This is a genomic window from Paracoccus aurantiacus, from assembly GCF_007993065.1.
In the GTDB taxonomy this organism is placed as follows: Bacteria; Pseudomonadota; Alphaproteobacteria; order Rhodobacterales; family Rhodobacteraceae; genus Paracoccus; species Paracoccus aurantiacus.
Genome location: NZ_VOPL01000009.1, coordinates 52,980 through 73,011 on the forward strand (window position 1 = coordinate 52,980; position 20,032 = coordinate 73,011).

Here is a 20,032-nt window from a genome sequence, read left to right on the forward strand (position 1 = left end):
GGAACATGCCCGCCTGACGCGCGAGCGCTCAGTTCTCAAACAGCGCGCCGGCGGCCGACATATGATCGACAAAGCTCTGTTCGATAGCCGCGGGATCCGCGCCTTTGGCGCTCACCTGCTGCCGCCATTGATCCATCAGCGGCGCGGTGGCATCCTGCCAGGCCGTGATATCCTCTGGCGTCGGCTCATAGACGGTATGGCTGGAATCGCTCAGCATCTTCTCGCGACCGGATTCTTCCCGTTCGGCCCAGCCAGAAGCAAGCCTTTCCGCCCATTCCGAGGTGCAATGCGCGTCGATCACTGCACGCTCGTCCTCGGGCATGCCGTCATAGCGGGCCTGATTCATCGCCATTACGAACACCGTGGTATAGAGAGGGAAGTCTATGTGATATTTCGTCTCGGCATCGATCCCGAACAGATAGATACTGTCCCAAGGAAAAATGATGCCCTCAGCCGCGCCGCGTGCAATCACCTCACGCGCTTCCGGGGCCGGCACCTGAACACTGGCGCCACCCAACATCGCAACCATCGACGCCATCGTCGCCTGAGCGGGCCTGATATTCTTCCCGTTGAGATCGCCGGGCAGCCGGACTTCTTCAACCGTATGGAGCGTGCCGGGGTCTTGCATGAAGGCCATGCAGACCTTCACATCGGGCATCTCTTCCGCGGCATATTGCTGATACCAGTCGTTGAACGCGGCAGAACCCGATTTGGCCTGTGTTACCTTGAAGGGATGTTCGGCCAGCGAGATGATCGGGAAACGACCCGGCTGATAGCTGGGCGCGACATAGGTCACGTCGGCAATGCCGTCGCGGGCGATGTCATAGTGATCGGTGGCAGAGCCAAGCTGCTGCGCCGGGAATATCTGGAAGGTGATCTTGCCATCCGAGGCCTCACCAATCGATTCGATCCAGGGCTCGAAGCCGGTCGTCTGCAAGGCGTGCTGAGGCGGCAACCAATGGGAAAGTCGCAATTCGGTGTCGGCTTGTGCGGCCCCCGCTGCCAGCGACAACGCGATGATCGGGGTCAGTTTGCTGATATTCATAAGTTCTCCTCCCTGAGAATGGGTCTAGGTTTTCAGGTCGATCCCCACGCTTTGGCGAAGGGATTCAAAGCTGTCAGTCCAAGTTCGGGCGATCCCTTCGGCGCTCCACCCGCCGTCGGAATGCCGGATGTCGATTTCCTGCGGATGCGACCAGATCGACAGTCGATCACCACCTATACCCAGGCATTGCCCTGTGATCGCGCGCCCTTCGTCCGAGGCCAGGAACACCGCAAGCGGCGCCACATCCTCCGGCGCACCAAGCCCCAGTTCATGCCGGAGTCGGTGCGGGATCGGCTCGCCGCGTTCGGCAGCCTCGACTGCCTCGCCAAGGCCGGGAATGGTGGCGACCATGCGGGTCAGCGCGGTCGGCACAATGGCATTGACGCTGACATCCGCGCGGGCAAGTTCCATTGACCAGGTTCGCGCGAGTGCCGCCACGCCTGCCTTGGCGGCTGCATAGGCGGTCTGACCGACATTTCCCCGCTGTCCGGCCACAGAGGACACCAGAACGATAGCCCCGCCATGTCCCGCCTGCCGGAAATATCGTGCGGCGGCCCGACCACAGGTCATGGCACCGCGCAGATGGGTGCGGATGACCAGATCGAAATCGTCGTCCTCGACCTTCCACAGAATTGCATCCCGCAGCACGCCGGCATTGGCGACGAACGTGTCCATCCGCCCGAATTCGCGGATCGCGGTATCGACGCAAAGCTGGGCCGACGTGTCGTCCCCGATGGCGGCAACGGCTGCGGCTGCACTGCCGCCTGCGGCACGGATATCCGACAATACCGCGCCCGCGACATCTTCCGAGACATCGTTCACCACCACCGCCGCGCCTGCCTGCGCCATATCAAGCGCAATCGCCCGCCCGATCCCGCGGCCTGCGCCAGTGACGACAACGACCTGCTCTTTCAACGAAATCACCACGCTCACTTTCCCCTGAACACGGCCGGACGCTTTTCCATGAAGGCACGAGGCCCTTCGCGCGCGTCCTCTGAGGCCATCACACGCGCCTTCGCCGCATCTTCCAGCGCATAGCCCTCCTGCAAGGTTCGCCCACTGGCGGCGAGCACGGTTTTCTTCACCTCCTGAACCGCAATCGGGCCGTTCGCGGCGATTTTGCGGGCCAGGTCCCACGCCGTATCCATCAGCGCGTCCTGCGGCACGATGCGATTGATCAGCCCGGCCTCGCGCGCTGCTTCTGCCGAGAGCGGCTGGCCGACCAGAAGCATCTCCATCGCCAGGCAATAGGGCACCTGACGCGGAAGCCGAACAAGTGCGCCTGCGAATGGGATCAGCCCACGCCGGACCTCTGGAAGCGCAAAGGTCGCATGCTCAGCTGCGATGCGGATATCGGTCGCGAGCACTGTTTCCATGCCTCCTGCCATGCAGTGACCGTTGATCGCCGCGATAATCGGCTTGTTCAGTTCAAAGTCCCGCAGAGCCGAACGCGACATGATCTCGGGATCATCCAGCAGCCGCCGGTCCCATTGATCCTGCGGCGCCCTGGCCCCCGTCATCAGCGGCAATGTCAGTGCAAGATCGCCGCCCGAACAGAAGGCCTTGTCGCCGGTGCCCGTCAGGATCGCGACGCGCAGGGCATCGTCATCCGCGAAATCTGTCAGCGCATCGGCCAGTCGACAGGCGACCTCGGGACTGATGGCATTCCGCGCGTCAGGGCGGTTGATGCGCAGCAATGCCACGCCATCGTGTTTTTCATAGATCAGCGGCAGGTCAGACGCGTTCATCCCCCCTCCTTCGCCATTTCGGCGGCCATGTCGCGCAGTGCGAATTTCTGGATCTTGCCATTCGCGGTCATCGGGAAAGCTTCGACGATGCGGACATATTTGGGCATCTTGTGACGCGCGATGTTGGCGCGGCAGTAATCCTGCAATTCTTTCTGGGTCAGGTTTGCGCCATCCTTCGGCAGTACGAATGCAAAGACCTCTTCACCCAGATCGGCATCGGGAACGCCAACCACCTGCGCCTGCGAAACCGCGTCATGCGTCAGCAGAAAATCTTCGACCTCGACAGGAAAGACATTCTCGCCCCCGCGAATGATCATATCCTTCAGGCGCCCGACAACGGACAGATGCCCTTGTCGGTCGAGCACCGCCAGATCACCGGAATGCAGCCATCCATCCGCGTCGATCGCCTCTGCGGTCTTGTCGGGCATGTCGTAATAACCCTTGGTAACAAGATAGCCGCGAATGCAAAGCTCCCCTTTTTCGCCCCATTCGCATGGTTGGCTTGTCTCTGGGTTGATGACGCGAATTTCGGTATGGGGCAGCGGCGTGCCTGCAGTAGATATCTGGACCTCAAACGGGTCGTCATAGTTGGTGACGGTAATGATGGGGCTGCATTCGGTCATCCCCATTATGATCATCGGATCGGCGCCTGTCGCCTCTTTCAGTTGCCGCATAAGGCTTGGCGGGATTGATGTGCCGCCAGCATTCGCCAGCCGCAGGCTGTCTGTCCGGCGGTCCTGAAAGTCCGGGTGGTGCAGCATCCGGCTATACATCGTGGGAACACCGTTGATGATCGTCGCCGCATGCTTTTCCCAAAGTGCCAGCATCTTTTCGGGATCGAATGCGTCCATGGTGACCAGACAGCCGCCCGCCGCCAGCATCCCGATCACATTGCAGACGCATCCGGCCGTATGGAAAAACGGCATCGCGCTCAGCATTACGTCATCGGCCCGAAATCCTGCCCGCTCGCCCATGAGACGGGCATTATTTATGGTGCTGTGATGGGTCAGCATCGCCCCTTTGGGCCTGCCCGTCGTGCCGCTGGTATACTGGATCTGCATGACGTCATGGGGGCTGACGAGCCGCTGACGCGCCGCCAGCGCGCTTTCGCTGACATGCCGCGCAAGATCTGTCAGGGCGTCGAACGGAAGCGCGATGCCCTTCGCATCGCCGATGACCGCAAGCCCGCGAAGCTTCGGGTAGACCTCGCTGGATACCGCACCCTCCCTGACGTCTGATCCCGCAAGCATATCAGTCAGCATTTCGACGATACTCATCTTGCGATAGCGCTCGGCGAAAATCAGGTGAGTGGCCTGACCCTGACGCAGCAAATAATCCAATTCGATAGAATGAAACGCAGGATTTACGGTGATAAGAACCGCGCCGATCTTCGCCAGCGCATATTCCAGCAGCACCCATTCCTGTCTGTTCGGGGACATGACCGCAACATGATCGCCCTTATCCACGCCCCACCCCATAAGGCCGCGCGCAAGGTTGTCTGCAGCTGATTTCAGGTCACGATACGTCCACGACGCGCAGATATCGCGGTCGAAATCATAGGTGATGACTGCGGGCCGATCAGAATACCGTGTCGCCTGATCGTCCAGCAATTGACCGAGGGTCACGTCCAGCAACGCCGGCTCTGAACCTGTCACTGGCCAATATGCATCGTCTCGCGACGTCATCACGCTGCCTCCCTCTGGCCAGATCGCTTGCTCCGCCTCCTCAGGCAGGGCAAATTAAAGCGATCACACGATTCGATTGCGATTAGTTCGACTTCGAATAATATTCGCATCGAACATTCGGTCAAGAAAAAATGAGGCCCGACTTGCCGGAAGACCGCACCACAGCGACGCAGAATGACGAAGACGGCTTTCTGTCAGCTACCGCTCTGGATCAGTCGCTTGGCTATAAATTGCGTCTTGCTCAGATACTTGCCTATCGAAGTTTTGAAGAGCAGATGACCGACTACGGGGTCGCGCCGCGATATCTGGGGCTACTGGGGATCGTAGCCGAAAACCCCGGCCAAGCGCAGAACCGCTTGGCTGACTCAATCGGCCTGCAGAAATCCAGCCTGGTAACGATTCTCGATCGACTGGAGAAGGACGGCATCCTTGAACGGCGCGCTTCAGCGCAAGACCGGCGCGCGAAGACAGTCTGGCTGACGAACAAGGGCGAGCAAGTCGTGGCAGAGTTGTTCCTGCATGCCAGGGATCATGAAGCAAGGATGGCCGCCGGCATTGACGACCACCTGCTGGCCGACGTCGTGGCAGCCCTTGATGTCATGATCGCCAACCTTCGCGGCTTGTCTGATTGAAGCATTGGATCGTCACGACAGGATGCAACCTACAGCTTCAATCGCACATTTGACTGAAACGCCGACTTCAGGCTGAACATATGCGCTGCGGGGATCGAGTTCACACTTCTTCAACACACGCCGCGTTCTCTTGCTCGCGCGGCCGGAATACCCGCACAGCCCGATCCATCCCTCGCTCTGCGTCACCCTAGGAAAGGAAGAACAGAATGTATGCAACCGTCATGCACGGCCCCGGCGATGTTCGCTATGAGCAGGTCGAAGACCCGAAGATCCTGAAACCCACAGACGCAATCATCAAGCTTGCTGCCACGTGCATCTGCGGATCGGATCTGTGGCCCTATCGTGGCCTGTCCGATCAGGATGGGCCCGCGCATATGGGCCATGAATATTGCGGCACCGTGGTCGAGGTCGGCAGCGAGGTCCGCAACATCAAGCCCGGACAGTTCGTCGTCGGCAGCTTCATTCTGTCCGACAATACCTGCCCGCATTGCGACTTCGGCTTCCAGTCCTCCTGTGTGCAGCGCGAGTTCATGACCGGCGCGCAGGCCCCCTATGCCCGCGTGCCACTGGCCGACGGGACATTGGTCGCGACGAACGAAATTCCTGATGCCGATATGATCCCGCACATGCTGGCGACCTCCGACGTGCTGGGCACGGGCTGGTATGCCGCCGATGCCTCGCAGGTCCGCGAAGGGGGCACCGCAGTCGTCGTCGGCGACGGCGCTGTCGGGCTGATGGGCGTGCTGGCCGCATCCCAGATGGGTGCGGGGCGGGTTATTGTCATGTCCCGCCACAAGGACCGCCAAAAGCTGGCGCTGGAATATGGTGCCACCGACATCGTCGAAGAACGCGGCGAGGATGGCATTGGCCGGATCATGGACCTGACCAACGGCGTCGGGGCGGAATCGGTGCTGGAATGCGTAGGGATGGAGGAATCCATGCACCAGGCCATGGGCGTCTGCCGTCCCGGTGGCACCATCGGCTATGTCGGCGTTCCGCATGGCGTCAGCTTCGACGGGCAGCAATTGTTCTTCGGGCAGAAGCGGATGCTGGGCGGCCCCGCACCTGTGCGCCGCTTCTTGCCCGACCTCATGGATCGCGTGCTGGCCGGAAAGATCGAGCCCGGCAAGGTATTCGATCTGGTGCTGCCGATCGCCGAAGTGGCAGAGGGTTACAAGGCAATGGACGAACGTCGCGCCATCAAGACCATGCTGCGGGTCGAGGAATAAGGAGAAATGCGATGACCGATGTCACCGTCGTCGTCGGTGCTGGCTCGATCGGGCAGGCCATTGCCCGCCGGGTCAGCAGCGGCCGCCATATGGTGCTGGCCGATCTGAAGCAGGAAAACGCCGACAAGGCCGCCGAGGCGCTCGAACTCGCGGGGTTCGAAAACACCGCCACGACCGTTGACGTATCCGACCGCAAGTCGGTGCAGGAACTGGTCAAGCTCGCTAGCGGTATCGGTGATGTGAAGGCGCTGATTCAAGCTGCGGGTGTGTCGCCAAGTCAGGCATCTGCCGAGACGATCCTGAAGGTCGATCTTTACGGCACCTCGATGCTGCTTGAGGAGTTCGGCACGGCAATCGCACCGGGCGGATCGGGCATCGTGATCTCGTCACAGTCGGGCTATCGGATGCCCGCGCTGACGGCAGAACAGGACGAACAACTGGCCACAAAGCCGGCCGAAGAACTGCTGGAACTTGATTTCGTCAAAGCTATCGATGACACACTTCTGGCATATCAAATGTCGAAGCGCTGCAATTCCCTTCGCGTCCGGGGCGAGGCGATCAACTGGGGCAAGCATGGCGCACGGATCAACGCGATCAGCCCCGGCATCATCATCACCCCTCTGGCACATGACGAACTGAACGGCGAGCGCGCTGATTTCTACCGCGACATGCTGGCAAAAATGCCCGCAGGCCGCGCCGGCACCCCGGATGAGATCGCGGCACTTGCGGCGCTGATCATGGGACCGGAAGGCGGCTATATCACCGGCAGCGACTTCCTGATCGACGGCGGCGCGACCGCCAATTTCTTCTATGGACCTGACGCGAAGAGGTCATGACCGGCACACCAAGCCGCGGTCACGCCTGACCTGTCCCCGGAGCTTTGGCCCCCGTCGATCAGCGTCCTCCGCTATCTGCTGACGGTGCAGATGCCCCCGAGGTCTAAGCGCCCGGGGGCATCAAGGTTCAGAAGTCCATATTCAGTCCCAGTGTCACGGTCCGGCCCGGCGCATAAAGCGGCTGGACGTCGCGTGGGCTGTATTGGACGTAGCTGGAGCGCTCGTAATAGGTCTTGTCAAACAGGTTATCGACACCCAGACGAACGACCACGTTCTGATGGCTTTCGGGTCGCCATTCTGCATAGGTGTTCACGACACCATAACCTGCATGATCCGAGAACCCGGCTTCGGTCAGGTAATCGCCGTCCAGACGGTCGGCCAGTTCCAGCGTGCCGCCCACACGCAGATTATACTGCGGAATGTCCTGGTCGACGAACAGCGATGCGACAGTGCCGATCGGCATGGCATCGCCGCCACTGGGCAGCGCGTCCTCGCCGTCATACTCGACATTCGCCTTCGTCACGCTGGCGCCGACGCGGCCGCTGCCCCAGCTATAGTTGCCCTGAAGGGTAAAACCGCGGCTGCGATATTCCTCGGCATTGTCCAATGTGTAGCTGTCATCGCTTTCGCGGTAATAGCTGTTCGCGAGGTTCTTCAATCGCGTGTCGAAGAAAGTCAGGTTGCCCGTCCAATCGCCCTGCGTCGCGTTCAGACCCAATTTGTAGTTGCGCGCGGTCGCCGGCTCGTAATCAGACGCGACGGCCATGCTGCTGTCGCGGGCGTGGAGATAGCCATATTCACCCAGGTCAAAGCCCATCCAGGTATGCGAGGCACCGGCAAAGACCTCGTATCCGGGCGCGAATTCGTAAGAAATCGTGCCGTTCACGCTGGCGCCGGTATCCGAGTGGCGTTCGCTGTTCCAGTCAGTAAAGCGCTGGTGATCCAGACGCGCACCGGTGGAAATGTCGATGCCATTGTCGAATTCGAAGCGGCCCTGAACAAAGGCTCCGACCTGCATCGTTTCCAGATTGTGGACGGGCGCATCGGTGTCGCCGTAATTGTCGATGTGATAATCGTCATAGGCCCAGTCGATTCCGGCGGTCACGCTGCCCGGTCCGACCTCGAATCGATTCTGAACAAGGCCGCCGACTGTTTCGGCCTTCATCCTGAAATCGCCGCGCGCGGCATCCTCAATGTAATCCGGCCGGTCGTAATTGTTCCGGCTGGCATAGATCATCACCTCGGGATCCCACAGCGCTGTGGGCGAAACCTCGGTATATTTCAGGCTGATGGTGTTGCGCGTAACTTTCAGCGGGAAAACCTCCTTGGTCTGCCCGACATCCATGTTCATCCGGGTCACGCGATCAGCGCTGTCCTTGTTATATTCGTAGGACAGTTCGACGCGGTGCCCCTCGAATTCATAACCCGTCTTCAGCAGCGCACCACTTGTGGCCGGCTTGCTGCCCACGACCTCGTAGCCATCGCCGTTTTCGTAATTGTCGCCGTCTGCGCGATGCAGCATCACGAACCAGTCGACGTTCTCATAAACGCCGTATCCCGCCAGATTCGCCGTCAACCCCCGCCCGTTCGAGCCATAGGACAGCCCGATCCGACCGCCCTTGCTGCGCCCATCGGTCAGCAGATCGCGTGCGCCAAGCGTTTCATAGCGAACCGCGCCTGCGCCAGCACCAAAGCCGGCATCGGCAGCCGCGGCACCGGACTCGACCTCGACCCGCTTCAGGAAGGCCGGGTCGATGACGTTCGATCCGCTGTGGTGCCAATTATCCTTGAACTGCGGCACGCCGTCGACCGACACCGCGAGGCTTGATTGTTCCAGACCAAAGACGTGAATCCTCTTGGACGGCCCCGCACCGCCCGACACGCTGACAGAGGCATCGCGGGCGAAAAGCTCTGACGCATCGGCGGGCTGCATGTCTGCGATATCCTGCTCGGTCACGACCGAGCCGCCTGTCGCCTCGACATTTTCCTGACCATCCGCGACCAGCGTGATCGGGTCCAGCATGATCGTCCCGGTGGGCAGCGGATCGGCCAGATCCTGTGCATGGGACGCAGCCGCGATCGCGAGCATCGATGCGCCAGCGAGCAGCAGGGAAGTTGGGTTGAGCATCAATGATATCCTTCGTTTTCGTTGCCCGAAGAGCATGTCGCAGCGCAACAAATGATTCTCAACTGTTTTTATCAGGTATTAATTTCACATGGGTATCGGTGTGACAAAACGGTCAATCGTTGGGGCTCTCCGGCAGCGGCACGACGGCAATTTATCTGAATTTAATTAGTTATATCAATATTTTGGGAAGATTCGCCGCCGCCGCAAAACGGCTGCGGCACTTTTCAAAAAATCATCGTCAGAGCTAAATCCTGACTTTTTTAATTGACTATATCCCGGCAACCAAGCTATTGCGCGGGCGAGTTGCGCGCAGCCTTGGTCCCTCTTGTCCTGAACGCAACTCGGCACCCGCCAGCAAGGCATCAGCCAGCCGTTAAGGCCGCAAGCGTTTCAGTCCATTTCAAAGCCGAAGGATTTCGCATGATGATGCCATCAGGCGTTGCAGAGCATATTGCCGCTTCGAAACCTGCCGAGGGCGAGTTCGCATTTACCGGACCTCGGGGCGCCGTTCGATCCGCGGGACGAACCGCTCCGGTCGCGTCCGGGACGCAGGACTCACTGGATGAGCGCATTGCGCGCGCGTTCCGTCATGCAGGACCGCGCGCCATTATCGGCGGCGCCCTGCCGTTCAGCCGGCATCAGGCCGACCATCTCTGGTGCGCGGAAGGCGGTTCAACCATGGTCCACGCTGCCGTCGGGGCGGGTCCTATCGCCACGACGCTGCGAATGAATGCCGCCCCGTCGCCGCGGGATTATGCAGGATCGGTGGCGAAGGCGCTTGAGCTGATACGTCAGGATGCCGCCCATCAGGATGGTCTGCGCAAGATCGTGCTGGCCCGGACATTGGCGGTCAGCGCGTCGGACCCGATTTCAATTGCAGGCCTTATGAGCCGCCTGGCCGACGATGACAGCGTCACCGCATTTCAGGTCGCCCTGCCGGGCAACGGACCTTCGCCGCGCCACCTTGTCGGCGCGACGCCCGAACTGCTCATCGAAAAGCGGGGGCGTGCGATCCTGTCAAACCCGCTGGCCGGCTCGATCCGGCGCTGCGCCGGCCCTGCCGAGGACGCGCAGGCCTGCGGCGAACTCGCGCGATCAGACAAGGACCGGCGTGAACATGCGATGGTCGTGGAATATATCTTGGATCAGCTTTCGCCCTGGTGCCGGCGACTGGGTAGCCCCGAGGGCACGCGTCTGACCTCGACGCGCAGCATGTGGCATCTGCATACCCGCATCGTCGGAGAACTTCTCGACGACAGCGTCCCGGTTCCCGTGTTGGCGGCGGCCTTGCATCCGACACCCGCGGTCTGCGGCCTGCCCTGTCAGCGTGCGGCGGATCTGATCAGCCAACTGGAGCCTGTCGCCCGCGATTTCTATGCCGGAGCGGTGGGCTGGTGCGACAACAGGGGCGATGGCGCTTGGTATGTCGCAATCCGCTGCGCCGATATCTGCGGCCGGGAGGCGAGGCTATATGCCGGTGCCGGCATCGTCGAAGGCTCTGACCCGATGATCGAGGCCGCCGAGACAGGCAGCAAATTCGCCGCAATGCTGGCGGCTCTGGGGCTGCCCGCCGATGCCGCACTTACTGACTGATCCCGAACAGAGAACGAATATGACCCTGCCGCAGATTTCCTCCTATGAACCGCCGCGTCTGACAGAAATTCCGCCATCCCGCGCCGATTGGCAGTTCCGACCGGATCGGGCGGCCCTGCTGGTCCATGACATGCAAGCCTATTTTTGCAGACCGTTTCCGCCGGATGCGCAACCTCTGGCCGGGCTTATCACGCAGATCGCGCGGCTGCTCGATGCGGCCCGTGCCGCCGGGATGCCGGTTTTCTATACTGCGCAGACAGGCGATCAGTTTCCCGCCGATCGAGGCTTGCAGGCCGATCTCTGGGGACCGGGGATGCGGGCCACGCCCGAGCATGAGGCAATCCTGCCCCAGCTTGCCCCGCAACATGGCGATCACTGTCTGGTCAAGCATCGCTATAGCGCGTTTCAGCGGTCGAACCTGTCCACGCTGATGCGCGCGCGCGGACGCGATCAGCTTCTGATCACCGGTATCTATGCCCATATCGGCTGTCTCTGCACCGCTGCCGAGGCCTTCCAGCGCGACATCCAGCCCTTTGCGGTGAGTGACGCGCAAGCCGATTTTGATCTGGCGCGGCATCGCATGGCCATGGCCTGGATCGCAGGTTGCAGCGGCGTCGTCACCGACACCGCGCATACCCTGACCGCAATCATGGGGAGCGCCAATGCAGCTTGATGGATTTCACGGTCGCTGCGCATTGGTGAGCGGCGCGGCGGGCGGTATCGGTCGCGCCGTGACAGCGGCCCTGCGCAGCGCTGGCGCGCGGGTACTCGCGACCGATCTCGCGGATGCCCTGCCTGTCGGGGACAACGGATCACATGGCCTCCTCTGGCACGCGATGGACGTGCGCGACAGCGCCTCGGTCGAGGTTGCGCTTCAGGCAGCCGAACACGCTTTCGGGCCGGTCACGCTTGGCGTTCACGCGGCGGGGGTCCTGTCCACAGGCCCGCTGGCAAAGATGACCGATGACGAGTGGCAGCGCGTCACCGACATCAACGCGGGCGGAACATTTCGCGTGACCCGATGCCTTGGCCGGCACATGGCAGGACATGGCGGCGGGGCAATCGTCGTCATCGGCTCGAATGCGGCCGGCATCCCGCGTCAGGAAATGGGGGCCTATGCTGCATCAAAGGCAGCCTCGGCCATGTTGACCCGATGCCTGGGGCTGGAGCTTGCCGCACAAGGGGTCCGCTGCAACATCGTCGCGCCAGGCTCAACTCTCACCGCGATGCAGACGGGCATGTGGGCAGATGGCACCGGCGCGGCGCGAGTGATCGAAGGCGATGCCGCCAGCTTCCGCACCGGAATCCCCCTGCGCAAGCTGGCAACGCCCGAAGACATCGCCAATGCGGCACTGTTCCTTCTTTCGGATCAGGCCGGCCACATCACCATGGCCGACCTGTATGTCGATGGCGGTGCGACGCTGCGGGCTTAGTTGCTGCGCTGGCGGATCAGGGCCTGCCATGCGTTCAGCGTCGGCTGGCCAAGCAATTCATCGAATTCCAGCATGACGCCCCGCTCTTCCAGCAGCATGACAAGCCGCATGACGCCCATCGAATCCAGACCGTAAAGCGTCAGGTCTTCGTCCGGGTCGATCGGTCCGTCCTCTCCGGTAATCTCGGCAACGCGGGTGTGCAGCCAGTCAGCGTCTGTTTCGGCATTCATTGTGGTATCCTCATGCGTCCAGTGTTTGTGCCAGTTTGCGTTTGTCGGGCTTACCGACATGGGTCAGCGGCAACGCGTCGATGAAACGGAACCTGTCGGGCAGCTTATAGTCGGCGATCCCCAACGAGATCAGGTGACGACGCAGGTCGATCCCCTTCAGCGGGCTGGAGGCCACGACAAATGCCACGCTTTTCTCGCCCAGCGTCGGGTCACTCACTGGCACCAGCGCGACGGCGGCAATTGCCGGATGCTGCATCAGCAGGTTCTCGACCTCTTCCGCCGCGATCTTTTCGCCGCCGCGATTGATCTGATCCTTCACGCGGCCGACAACCTGAAGGTTGCCGTCTGCGCGCCAGCGCACCAGATCGCCGCTGTAATAGAAGCCGTCGGAATCGAAGGCGCGGGCGTTCTGTTCCGGCGCGCGATAATAGCCGCGAAAGGTGTAAGGGCCGCGCACTGCCAGTTGACCCACCTCGCCCGGCGAAACGGGCTGGCCGTCTTCGCCGATGATCATGACCTCGTCATCTGGGCTGATCGGGCGCCCCTGGCTTTCAACGATCACGTCGTCAGGGTCATCCAGGCGGGTATAGTTCACCAGCCCTTCGGCCATCCCAAAGACCTGCTGCAAGCGGCAGCCCAAGGCTTGCGGAACGCGTTGCGCCAGCGCCGGCGCAAAACTAGCACCGCCGACCAGCAGATGCGCCAGCGATGCCGGTGCACCGCGCCGCTCGGCTGCCTCGACCCACAGCGCGACCGCGGACGGCACCAGCGCAGCCATATTCACCCGGTGCCGGACGATCAGGTCGAAGCAGAGCCGGGGGTCGGGATTGGCGGCCATCACGACCGTCCCGCCCGCATGAAAAACGCCGAGCGCACCCGGCGAGCTGAGCAGGAAATTATGCGGCGCCGGCAGCGCGCAGAGAAAGCGCGTCTCATTGGTCACGCAACAGATCCGGGCACTCTCACGAATGCTGTAGTCATAGTCGTTGTGCGTGCGCGGGATCAGTTTCGGCGTGCCCGTGCTGCCGCCGGAAAGCTGAAAGAACGCGACTTGATCCGGTGCCGTGGGTCCGCCCGTCAGCTGCAAATCCGTATCCGTCAGCCATTCCTTCAGACTGCGCGACGGGTCGTTTTCTCCTAATAGCAGCGCCTGAACCGGCGAAAGTTCCTCTATAAAGGCGTCATCGCCAAACAGTGCATGGCTGCGGTCAGCGACCAGCAGTTTCGGGCGTATCTGATCGGCGTAAGCAGTCAGTTCGACACGCTTATGACTGAAAAGCGCATTCAACGGCGCGACGCCGATCTTCATGAGCGCAAGAAAGACCACATAGAACTCTGCGATATTCGGCAGCTGCACCAGCGCCGTGTCGCCCTGCCCCAGCCCATGTGCCGACAACCGCGCGGCAAGGTTGTTCGCCATGCTGTCAAGCTGGCCATAGGTGATCGTCCGACCGCCACAGATGACCGCAACCCGGTCGGGATGCGCCATCGCATGGCCTTCCAGCGCAGCGCAAAGCGGCCTGCCGATCCAGTAGCCCTTCTGGCGATAGCGCGCCGCAAAAGGCTCGGGCCAGGGTGTAAATTCGATCACGGTCGCAAATCCTTGTCCGGGGATGTTCGGGGCTTTGCTGGATCGTCAGCGCGACAGATCTTGCTATGGCGAGCGCGTCAGGGCCCGACCGTTCTTGACGGCGCGCTATTCATAAGTATTTTTGTCGGATATTGTCAACGGCCGACTAGACGTCAGGCATGCATGGATGCGTCGCAGAGATGAACAAGATGGTATCCCCGACCTCTCCTCTGCCGCTCACACTTGGGCAACTTGACTTCTGGGAGGAGTTTCTGGCGCATCCGGGGCAGCCTGTCTCGACCGTTGCGCATTTGATCCGACTGCATGGCCCGCTGAACCACGACGCGATCGCACAGGCGATCACCATGATGGCGGCAGAGGCCGATGTCCTGTCACTGCAATTTCTTGATGGTGATCCGCCGATGCAAATTGTCGATCCTGACCGGTTGCCCGGTCTGCGTCAGCTTGACCTGCGCAGCCATCCCGCGCCCGAGGACGAAGCGCGCAGGATCATGCAGGCAGATATCGACCATCCGCTTGACCTGTGCGCCGCGCCCTTGTCGGCGCTTTGGCTGATCCGTCTCAGCGAAGATCACTGGATCTGGTATCTTCGCGGGCACCATATCTTTCTTGACGGCTATTCCATGGCGCTGATCGAGAAACGCGTCGCCCAGCTTTATGCGCATATCGCGCAGGGTGCGCCAGCCGGAAAATCCTTCGCAAGATTCGGCGATTATCTTGCCGAAGAAGCGGACTATCGCGGCAGTCCCCGGCATCAGTCAGCTCGCGAGTTCTGGCAAAGGCAGCTGGCCGCAGGGCATGCTCCGGCAACGCTGCGCAAGGGGTCCGAGGGCTATCCTGTCGTGCCCCACAGCGCAACGATCCCCTTGCAGCACTTGTCAGCCCGCCTGCTGCAATCCGCCCAGCGGTTTGAGATGGGCTGGCCCGATCTGGTGACGGCGCTTTGCACGCTATGGCTGTGGCGCGTGCCTGCGAGTGATGCGCGTGACAATGGGCTTGTCTGGCTGCCGCTGATGGGTCGCCTCGGCAGCGTCGCAGCAAATATCCCGGCCATGGTGCTGAACATCGCGCCGTTTCGCGTGACACCGAACCCTCGGGAAGGCCTGGCTGCAGTGCTTGGCGCGATGCAGCAAGATTTGAGGTCAGTTCGAAAGCATGGCCGCTGCCGGATCGAGCAGATCGCTGCGGATTTCGGCCTGAAGGACGACGAACGGTTCTTCTTCTCGCCGCTAATCAATGTGATGCCATTCAGCAATGCGCATTTTCCCGGCGGCGACTGTGAGCGAGAGGTTCTTGCCGCAGGCCCCGGCGATGGGTTCAACGTGACGATCAGCGCCGATCCGCGCGCCGAAGGTATGGTCATGCATCTCGACGCCGATCCGTCGCTTACATCGCGGACGCTTTTTGATCGCCACGTCGCCGGCCTGCCGGACTTCCTGAACCGATGTCTTTCGGCGGACGCGAATCTGCCTTTGCTGAGAGCTTTCCGCGACGAGGGCGCTGGCTAGGTGGCTGCGCCCCAGGTCATTCCACTGAAATCCTCGCGGAACGCGAAGCGCTGCAGGTGATCGTCGATGGTCTGCTGCATCTGCGCCAGCGCCTCAGCATCAGAGCCGGAAAGCGTCACCGTCAGAGCGGCATCATCCGCCACCATTACGGCTGCCCCGATTGCGAAGGTGACCTGGCCGCGATTCCCCTCGATGCTGGCCGGCACCTTGTGTCCGAAATGCTTACACAGCTGCGTGACGTACTTTGCTGCATTCGGGGTTTCAAAGCGTCCCGTCCTGAGTGATTGCTCCTGCATATCTCAAATCCCGACTTTTTTACTCTACATACCGCGAAATCACATTGAACCGCGCTTGCTGTCAAGCGCCTGATCTTCTTTTAGTCCGCGCTTGTAAGTTCGCTCTGTTCAGAGTTAGGCCCTCGAATGACGCTTGGTGATATTCCCGCGGGGTGGGCCCATCGAGGATGACGAGCCATTCGCCGGTCATGGTGGCGTTCTGGCGACGACAGAACTGGAGTTCAGCGAGGCAGGCGATCCGTTTGGGTATCGGTAGGGGTGGACTATACCGTCTGAACGACATCGACGTCACATCAGGCTCCCTGCGCGCGAAGGTGGAAGGAGCAGTCGCGGTTTGATGCAGGTCTTTTGATAGCATCGTGTCCACCGCTTCCAGAGAACTCTGCCGCAGTGCCGGGTACCACGCAAGGTTTCGCTGCAGGCGATTGCGCCCAGACAATCCTCCCTCCATGGACGACCAAATTCTGACTGACCCAAAACAGTCTGGCGCAAGTGGATACCGCTGCAGCATAGCGTCGCCCCGCGCGCCGAGGATCCGGCGTGCCTGAGGCATTACATATTGTTCAGAAGATCCCTGTGGTAGCGCAGCAGAAGCGCCAGACCGATGACGAGACCGACGAGACTTACGCCAAATACATAGGCCGGACTGACATAGTCGGCATGATAGCTTGGATAAAATCCATGCCGCATCTGACCGATAACGTGGACAAGCGGATTATACCAGAGATATCCTTGAATTGATTTCGGAACTGAATCAAAAACAAACAGGACGCAACTTATAATAAAAAGAGGCCTGTTTAAGATATTCCAGATCTTGAACCAAACCGGGAATGCCAGAAATAGATAGCAATTCAATGTGCCGACAGCAAATGCAAATGCGGTCGCCATGGCTATGCTGAGCCCTATGCTATCCAATTGAGGATCTGTTCGTGTGTCGAAGAAGATATATAACCAAAAGAAAATGACATAGACGACCAGCAACCCCGAGATCATATTTGTTATTAACCTGCCGGCCAGAGCATCAAAAAAAGTGACGGATGGGTATGCGAGGAGCGGTTTGGAGTAATTCAGAGACTGAGAGACCTTTTGTGCAATATCATTATAATAAATGAAGGGCACAACGCCCGTTGTATAAAACATGGCAAAGCTTGTTCCGATTGGCGGAGACGAGAATGCAAATGAAAAAACAAGGGTGAGCAGCGCAATCCCGCCCGCAGGTTCGAGGATCGCCCAGATATACCCCCCGGGCGTCCGCCCGTAGGTCGCGGACATTTCGCGCATGACCAGCGCCCCGATCGCACGAGCCGTGGAAAATTTTCGATCTGACACGACTGTACGTAGTTCTGCCATGACGACTTCCGAAGGGTGTGGCGCGGTCCCGTCTGCCTAGATGACAGGATCACGTCGCAGTGTGAGCTATGGACTTCCAACCGGTGATATGTAGGAAGGGGGGCGAAATTACAACGCCTGCGTCGCAACAGAAGGCATGCCATCCGTGTCGAACCCTAACTCGCTTCCAGTCTCAGGTCCGGGCGCGCCGAACCAGACTGGCGCTCCTGCCCCGGCATCTGAGAACAAGCCCAGACTACCAGGTACGGCCTCACCGCCACAGGCGAAGGCACAGGGTGCAACGAAACCGGCTGGGCAAGCGGGACAAAGGCCGGTTGGAAAGCCCGCGACACGCGCCAAATTCGAGCGCAGGCACCGCTTGGTTGGCTTGTCCTTCCTGCTGGTCGTCATCATTCCCCTGATCGCCTGTGGCGTTTATCTGAAGGGCTATGCGAAGGATCAGTACGCGTCCCATCTCGGGTTTTCCGTGCGCAGTGAAGGGTTGTCCTCGGGGACGCTGGAACTGCTCGGCGGGATTACCGGACTTTCGGAGAGCACGACTTCAGACCCGGACATCCTCTACAAATTTTTGACGAGCAGTGAGCTTGTACAGAGAATTGATGAGCGTCTCGATCTCGTTGCCATCTGGTCACGCGCCAAGGACGACCCTGTCTTTGCCTATCAGGGCGGACATACGATTGAAGACTTAGTCGCCCATTGGGAGCGGATGGTCAGCGTTTACTCTGATTCCGGCATGCTGGACGTTCGCGTCCTTGCCTTCGACGCCACGGATGCGCAGAAAATAACAGAGGCAATCTTTGACGAAAGCTCGTCCATGATTAATGATCTCAATGCCGTAGCGCGGGCTGACAGTATCCGCTATGCGCGCGAGGAGTTGGACAAGGCCGTCGAACGCCTGAAGGTCGCACGCCAGACCATGACGGAGTTTCGCAACCGCTATCAGCTCGTCGATCCTGTGGCGGATGTCCAGGGACAGCTGGGAATTCTAAGCTCGCTCCAGCAGCAGTTGGCTGAGGCCCTGATCAACCGTGGGATTCTTGACACCAATGCGCGCGAAGCAGATCCGCGTATTGAACAGGCGGATGTGAGGATCAGGGTCATACGCGAGCAGATCGAGCAGGAACGCCAGAAATTTGGCGGCCAGGCGACCGACGGCGAGCAGCTTTCATCTGTTGTTGGAGAATATGAGCGCCTCGCCGTCGACCGGGAATTCGCCGAAACAACCTATACAGCGGCATTGGCTGCCTATGACTTGGCTCAGGCCCAAGCCCAGCAGAAAAGCCGATACCTGGCAGCCTATGTCAAGCCAACCCTGGCGCAGACCGCGGAATATCCCCAGCGGCTGAAAATATTTCTGATCACAGCCAGCTTCCTGCTTCTGATCTGGACGATTGGTGTCCTGATTTATTATAGCGTAAGAAACCGTCGCTGATTGTTGAAAAAATGATCCGCCTGCAGAATGTAACAAAAACCTACCACCTTAACGGCAGAAGAAAAACGGTTGCCGACAATATAACGCAGGTATTTCCAAGCGGCGCTTCCGTTGCCCTGCTGGGGCGAAATGGTGCCGGAAAATCAAGCATGCTTCAGATGATTTCCGGAGAAATGCTTCCCACCTCGGGGAAGATTTTTTCTACCGGCAGCATTTCATGGCCTGTTGGTTTTGCGGGGTCATTTCACCCCGATCTTACAGGCGTGCAGAATACCCGGTTCGTCGCCAGGATTTATGGGCTGGATACTGACGAGGTGATAGATTTTGTCAGTGATTTTGCGGATCTCGGGGATCATTTCTTTCTTCCGTTCAGAACATATTCGTCGGGAATGCGCGCCAGACTGGCCTTCGGGGTGTCGATGGCTATTCCGTTCGACACCTACCTGATCGATGAGGTTACCGCTGTCGGGGACGCAAATTTCCGCAAGAAAAGCAACGAAGTGCTGCATGCCAGGCTTGCAAACTCTGGCGCCATAGTCGTCTCGCACAGCATGCCAACGCTAAACGAGATCTGCGATTCAGGGGCGGTTCTGGAAAATGGCCACCTGACCTTCTACAGCGACCTCGATGAAGCAATCGCGCATCATATGAGGAACATGAACCAGCGCTGACGCCGGATCGTTGGGCATTCCGGACTGTGTTCATCCTGATCAGCCCCACCTAGGTGGTCCAACTTGATTGTTAGTGCACGATCGGCCTACGGTCCATTGCGACGATGGTTTGCCGCGCGACCCGTCGGGGTGAATGTCAATGCCGAACTTGGTGGCAATTACGACCTTGTCGCGGATGGGGGCGACGAGCTCGCCCAGAAACTCCTCATTGGTGAAAGGTCCATAGTCCTCGGCGGTGTCGAAGTGGGTGACGCCCAGATCTTTGGCGTTGCGGATCAGCTGGATCATTTCAGCACGATCGGGTGCGGGGCCATAGATTTCGCTGGTCATACTCATGCAGCCAACCCCGAGGGCGGAGACCTGCGGGCCGTTCTGGCCCAGCTGACGGGTTTTCATAGCAGTTTTCGTCTCGGGAGAGTTTGGGTTTTCAAGGAGAGATGCAGCACTAGTATCAATGCGATTGCCAGCATGGCGGTCGCGGCCAACAGTCCCAGATGCGTGCGGTGCAGAAGCAGGGTCGCGCCTGTCAGACGACCCGCGCCTATGGCGGCAATGGCAGTTGTGATGCCAAGATCCAGCGCTATGCCCATCTGATGGATTCGCCACCGCGTGCCGGCGTCGATGC

General features: G+C 60.1%; 20 protein-coding genes. 9 read left to right on the forward strand and 11 right to left on the reverse strand.

What is annotated here, in order from left to right; genetic code table 11:
• Positions 1 to 28: 28 nt before the first annotated feature.
• Genes FQV27_RS16610 through FQV27_RS16625 form a run of 4 tightly spaced genes read right to left on the reverse strand, consistent with a single transcriptional unit; the run spans position 29 to position 4,478 of the window.
• Positions 29 to 1,045: a TRAP transporter substrate-binding protein gene (locus FQV27_RS16610; protein WP_147100737.1), complete on the reverse strand. Its 1,017-nt coding sequence runs from the start codon at positions 1,043 to 1,045 to the stop codon at positions 29 to 31.
• 24 nt (positions 1,046 to 1,069) lie between these two features.
• A complete protein-coding gene (locus tag FQV27_RS16615) occupies positions 1,070 to 1,969 on the reverse strand; it encodes an SDR family NAD(P)-dependent oxidoreductase (RefSeq protein WP_246133147.1) in 900 nt (299 codons plus the stop codon).
• Between the two features lie 5 nt (positions 1,970 to 1,974).
• Positions 1,975 to 2,793: an enoyl-CoA hydratase/isomerase family protein gene (locus FQV27_RS16620; RefSeq protein WP_147100739.1), complete on the reverse strand. Its 819-nt coding sequence runs from the start codon at positions 2,791 to 2,793 to the stop codon at positions 1,975 to 1,977.
• Entirely contained in the window at positions 2,790 to 4,478 is a 1,689-nt protein-coding gene (locus FQV27_RS16625; protein WP_147100742.1) for an AMP-binding protein, read from the reverse strand. The genes FQV27_RS16620 and FQV27_RS16625 overlap by 4 nt, the downstream gene beginning before the upstream one ends.
• Positions 4,479 to 4,621: 143 nt before the next feature.
• On the opposite strand from FQV27_RS16625, the gene FQV27_RS16630 reads away from it, so the two are divergent.
• From FQV27_RS16630 to FQV27_RS16640, 3 genes are all read left to right on the forward strand, one after another.
• A complete protein-coding gene (locus FQV27_RS16630) occupies positions 4,622 to 5,110 on the forward strand; it encodes a MarR family winged helix-turn-helix transcriptional regulator (protein WP_186827343.1) in 489 nt (162 codons plus the stop codon).
• Between the two features lie 206 nt (positions 5,111 to 5,316).
• Positions 5,317 to 6,339: a zinc-dependent alcohol dehydrogenase family protein gene (locus FQV27_RS16635; RefSeq protein ID WP_147100747.1), complete on the forward strand. Its 1,023-nt coding sequence runs from the start codon at positions 5,317 to 5,319 to the stop codon at positions 6,337 to 6,339.
• 11 nt (positions 6,340 to 6,350) lie between these two features.
• Positions 6,351 to 7,175, forward strand: a complete 825-nt coding sequence (locus tag FQV27_RS16640) for an SDR family oxidoreductase (RefSeq protein ID WP_147100750.1) — start codon at positions 6,351 to 6,353, stop codon at positions 7,173 to 7,175.
• A gap of 127 nt (positions 7,176 to 7,302) precedes the next feature.
• On the opposite strand, the gene FQV27_RS16645 is transcribed toward FQV27_RS16640, so the two are convergent.
• Positions 7,303 to 9,303, reverse strand: coding sequence for a TonB-dependent receptor domain-containing protein (locus FQV27_RS16645; RefSeq protein ID WP_222611722.1), 2,001 nt, complete (start codon positions 9,301 to 9,303; stop codon positions 7,303 to 7,305).
• A 420-nt stretch (positions 9,304 to 9,723) separates the two neighbouring features.
• Here FQV27_RS16645 and FQV27_RS16650 point away from each other — a divergent pair, with 420 nt between their 5' ends.
• From FQV27_RS16650 to FQV27_RS16660, 3 genes are read left to right on the forward strand one after another with little or no spacing between them, the layout of a single operon-like run.
• Positions 9,724 to 10,896, forward strand: a complete 1,173-nt coding sequence (locus tag FQV27_RS16650; RefSeq protein WP_147100755.1) for an isochorismate synthase — start codon at positions 9,724 to 9,726, stop codon at positions 10,894 to 10,896.
• A gap of 19 nt (positions 10,897 to 10,915) precedes the next feature.
• Positions 10,916 to 11,569 (forward strand): isochorismatase family protein, encoded by a 654-nt coding sequence (locus tag FQV27_RS16655; RefSeq protein WP_147100757.1) that lies wholly within the window; start codon positions 10,916 to 10,918, stop codon positions 11,567 to 11,569.
• The gene (locus FQV27_RS16660; RefSeq protein WP_147100759.1) at positions 11,559 to 12,329 is read left to right on the forward strand and encodes an SDR family oxidoreductase; all 771 of its coding nucleotides are present in this window, start codon (positions 11,559 to 11,561) and stop codon (positions 12,327 to 12,329) included. Before FQV27_RS16655 ends, FQV27_RS16660 begins: the two co-directional genes overlap by 11 nt.
• Here FQV27_RS16660 and FQV27_RS16665 read toward each other — a convergent pair.
• Both FQV27_RS16665 and FQV27_RS16670 read right to left on the reverse strand, forming a co-directional pair.
• Positions 12,326 to 12,559, reverse strand: coding sequence for a phosphopantetheine-binding protein (locus tag FQV27_RS16665; protein ID WP_186827344.1), 234 nt, complete (start codon positions 12,557 to 12,559; stop codon positions 12,326 to 12,328). The genes FQV27_RS16660 and FQV27_RS16665 overlap by 4 nt on opposite strands.
• A 10-nt stretch (positions 12,560 to 12,569) precedes the next feature.
• Complete coding sequence (locus FQV27_RS16670) at positions 12,570 to 14,150, reverse strand: (2,3-dihydroxybenzoyl)adenylate synthase (protein ID WP_147100764.1); 1,581 nt, start codon at positions 14,148 to 14,150, stop codon at positions 12,570 to 12,572.
• Positions 14,151 to 14,329: 179 nt separating this feature from the next.
• Here FQV27_RS16670 and FQV27_RS16675 point away from each other — a divergent pair, with 179 nt between their 5' ends.
• Positions 14,330 to 15,658 carry a condensation domain-containing protein gene (locus FQV27_RS16675; RefSeq protein WP_147100766.1) on the forward strand — a complete coding sequence of 443 codons (1,329 nt, stop codon included), beginning with the start codon at positions 14,330 to 14,332 and terminating at the stop codon, positions 15,656 to 15,658.
• Here the strand turns inward: FQV27_RS16675 and FQV27_RS16680 are convergent.
• The gene (locus tag FQV27_RS16680; protein WP_147100768.1) at positions 15,655 to 15,954 is read right to left on the reverse strand and encodes a DUF2218 domain-containing protein; all 300 of its coding nucleotides are present in this window, start codon (positions 15,952 to 15,954) and stop codon (positions 15,655 to 15,657) included. The genes FQV27_RS16675 and FQV27_RS16680 overlap by 4 nt on opposite strands.
• A 552-nt stretch (positions 15,955 to 16,506) precedes the next feature.
• Positions 16,507 to 17,304, reverse strand: coding sequence for an ABC transporter permease (locus FQV27_RS16685; protein ID WP_147100770.1), 798 nt, complete (start codon positions 17,302 to 17,304; stop codon positions 16,507 to 16,509).
• Positions 17,305 to 17,671: 367 nt separating this feature from the next.
• On the opposite strand from FQV27_RS16685, the gene FQV27_RS16690 reads away from it, so the two are divergent.
• Positions 17,672 to 18,736 (forward strand): KpsE/RkpR family capsule polysaccharide export protein, encoded by a 1,065-nt coding sequence (locus FQV27_RS16690; protein WP_246133148.1) that lies wholly within the window; start codon positions 17,672 to 17,674, stop codon positions 18,734 to 18,736.
• An 11-nt stretch (positions 18,737 to 18,747) separates the two neighbouring features.
• Positions 18,748 to 19,407: an ABC transporter ATP-binding protein gene (locus FQV27_RS16695; RefSeq protein ID WP_147100774.1), complete on the forward strand. Its 660-nt coding sequence runs from the start codon at positions 18,748 to 18,750 to the stop codon at positions 19,405 to 19,407.
• Between the two features lie 39 nt (positions 19,408 to 19,446).
• Here the strand turns inward: FQV27_RS16695 and FQV27_RS16700 are convergent, their stop codons facing one another.
• Together FQV27_RS16700 and FQV27_RS16705 are read right to left on the reverse strand one after the other, a co-directional pair.
• Positions 19,447 to 19,803, reverse strand: a complete 357-nt coding sequence (locus tag FQV27_RS16700) for an aldo/keto reductase (protein ID WP_147100776.1) — start codon at positions 19,801 to 19,803, stop codon at positions 19,447 to 19,449.
• The gene (locus FQV27_RS16705; RefSeq protein WP_147100778.1) at positions 19,800 to 19,997 is read right to left on the reverse strand and encodes a hypothetical protein; all 198 of its coding nucleotides are present in this window, start codon (positions 19,995 to 19,997) and stop codon (positions 19,800 to 19,802) included. The genes FQV27_RS16700 and FQV27_RS16705 overlap by 4 nt, the downstream gene beginning before the upstream one ends.
• Positions 19,998 to 20,032 lie beyond the last annotated feature (35 nt).

What these genes read in the sequence shown, in the direction of transcription:
- FQV27_RS16610 (WP_147100737.1), bottom strand. Translation starts at nt 1,045, where the DNA reads ATGAATATCAGCAAACTGACCCCGATCATCGCGTTGTCGCTGGCAGCG.
- FQV27_RS16620 (WP_147100739.1), bottom strand. Translation starts at nt 2,793, where the DNA reads ATGAACGCGTCTGACCTGCCGCTGATCTATGAAAAACACGATGGCGTG.
- FQV27_RS16625 (WP_147100742.1), bottom strand. Translation starts at nt 4,478, where the DNA reads ATGACGTCGCGAGACGATGCATATTGGCCAGTGACAGGTTCAGAGCCG.
- FQV27_RS16635 (WP_147100747.1), top strand. Translation starts at nt 5,317, where the DNA reads ATGTATGCAACCGTCATGCACGGCCCCGGCGATGTTCGCTATGAGCAG.
- FQV27_RS16640 (WP_147100750.1), top strand. Translation starts at nt 6,351, where the DNA reads ATGACCGATGTCACCGTCGTCGTCGGTGCTGGCTCGATCGGGCAGGCC.
- FQV27_RS16645 (WP_222611722.1), bottom strand. Translation starts at nt 9,303, where the DNA reads ATGCTCAACCCAACTTCCCTGCTGCTCGCTGGCGCATCGATGCTCGCG.
- FQV27_RS16650 (WP_147100755.1), top strand. Translation starts at nt 9,724, where the DNA reads ATGATGATGCCATCAGGCGTTGCAGAGCATATTGCCGCTTCGAAACCT.
- FQV27_RS16655 (WP_147100757.1), top strand. Translation starts at nt 10,916, where the DNA reads ATGACCCTGCCGCAGATTTCCTCCTATGAACCGCCGCGTCTGACAGAA.
- FQV27_RS16660 (WP_147100759.1), top strand. Translation starts at nt 11,559, where the DNA reads ATGCAGCTTGATGGATTTCACGGTCGCTGCGCATTGGTGAGCGGCGCG.
- FQV27_RS16665 (WP_186827344.1), bottom strand. Translation starts at nt 12,559, where the DNA reads ATGAATGCCGAAACAGACGCTGACTGGCTGCACACCCGCGTTGCCGAG.
- FQV27_RS16675 (WP_147100766.1), top strand. Translation starts at nt 14,330, where the DNA reads ATGAACAAGATGGTATCCCCGACCTCTCCTCTGCCGCTCACACTTGGG.
- FQV27_RS16680 (WP_147100768.1), bottom strand. Translation starts at nt 15,954, where the DNA reads ATGCAGGAGCAATCACTCAGGACGGGACGCTTTGAAACCCCGAATGCA.
- FQV27_RS16685 (WP_147100770.1), bottom strand. Translation starts at nt 17,304, where the DNA reads ATGGCAGAACTACGTACAGTCGTGTCAGATCGAAAATTTTCCACGGCT.
- FQV27_RS16695 (WP_147100774.1), top strand. Translation starts at nt 18,748, where the DNA reads ATGATCCGCCTGCAGAATGTAACAAAAACCTACCACCTTAACGGCAGA.
- FQV27_RS16700 (WP_147100776.1), bottom strand. Translation starts at nt 19,803, where the DNA reads ATGAAAACCCGTCAGCTGGGCCAGAACGGCCCGCAGGTCTCCGCCCTC.
- FQV27_RS16705 (WP_147100778.1), bottom strand. Translation starts at nt 19,997, where the DNA reads ATGGGCATAGCGCTGGATCTTGGCATCACAACTGCCATTGCCGCCATA.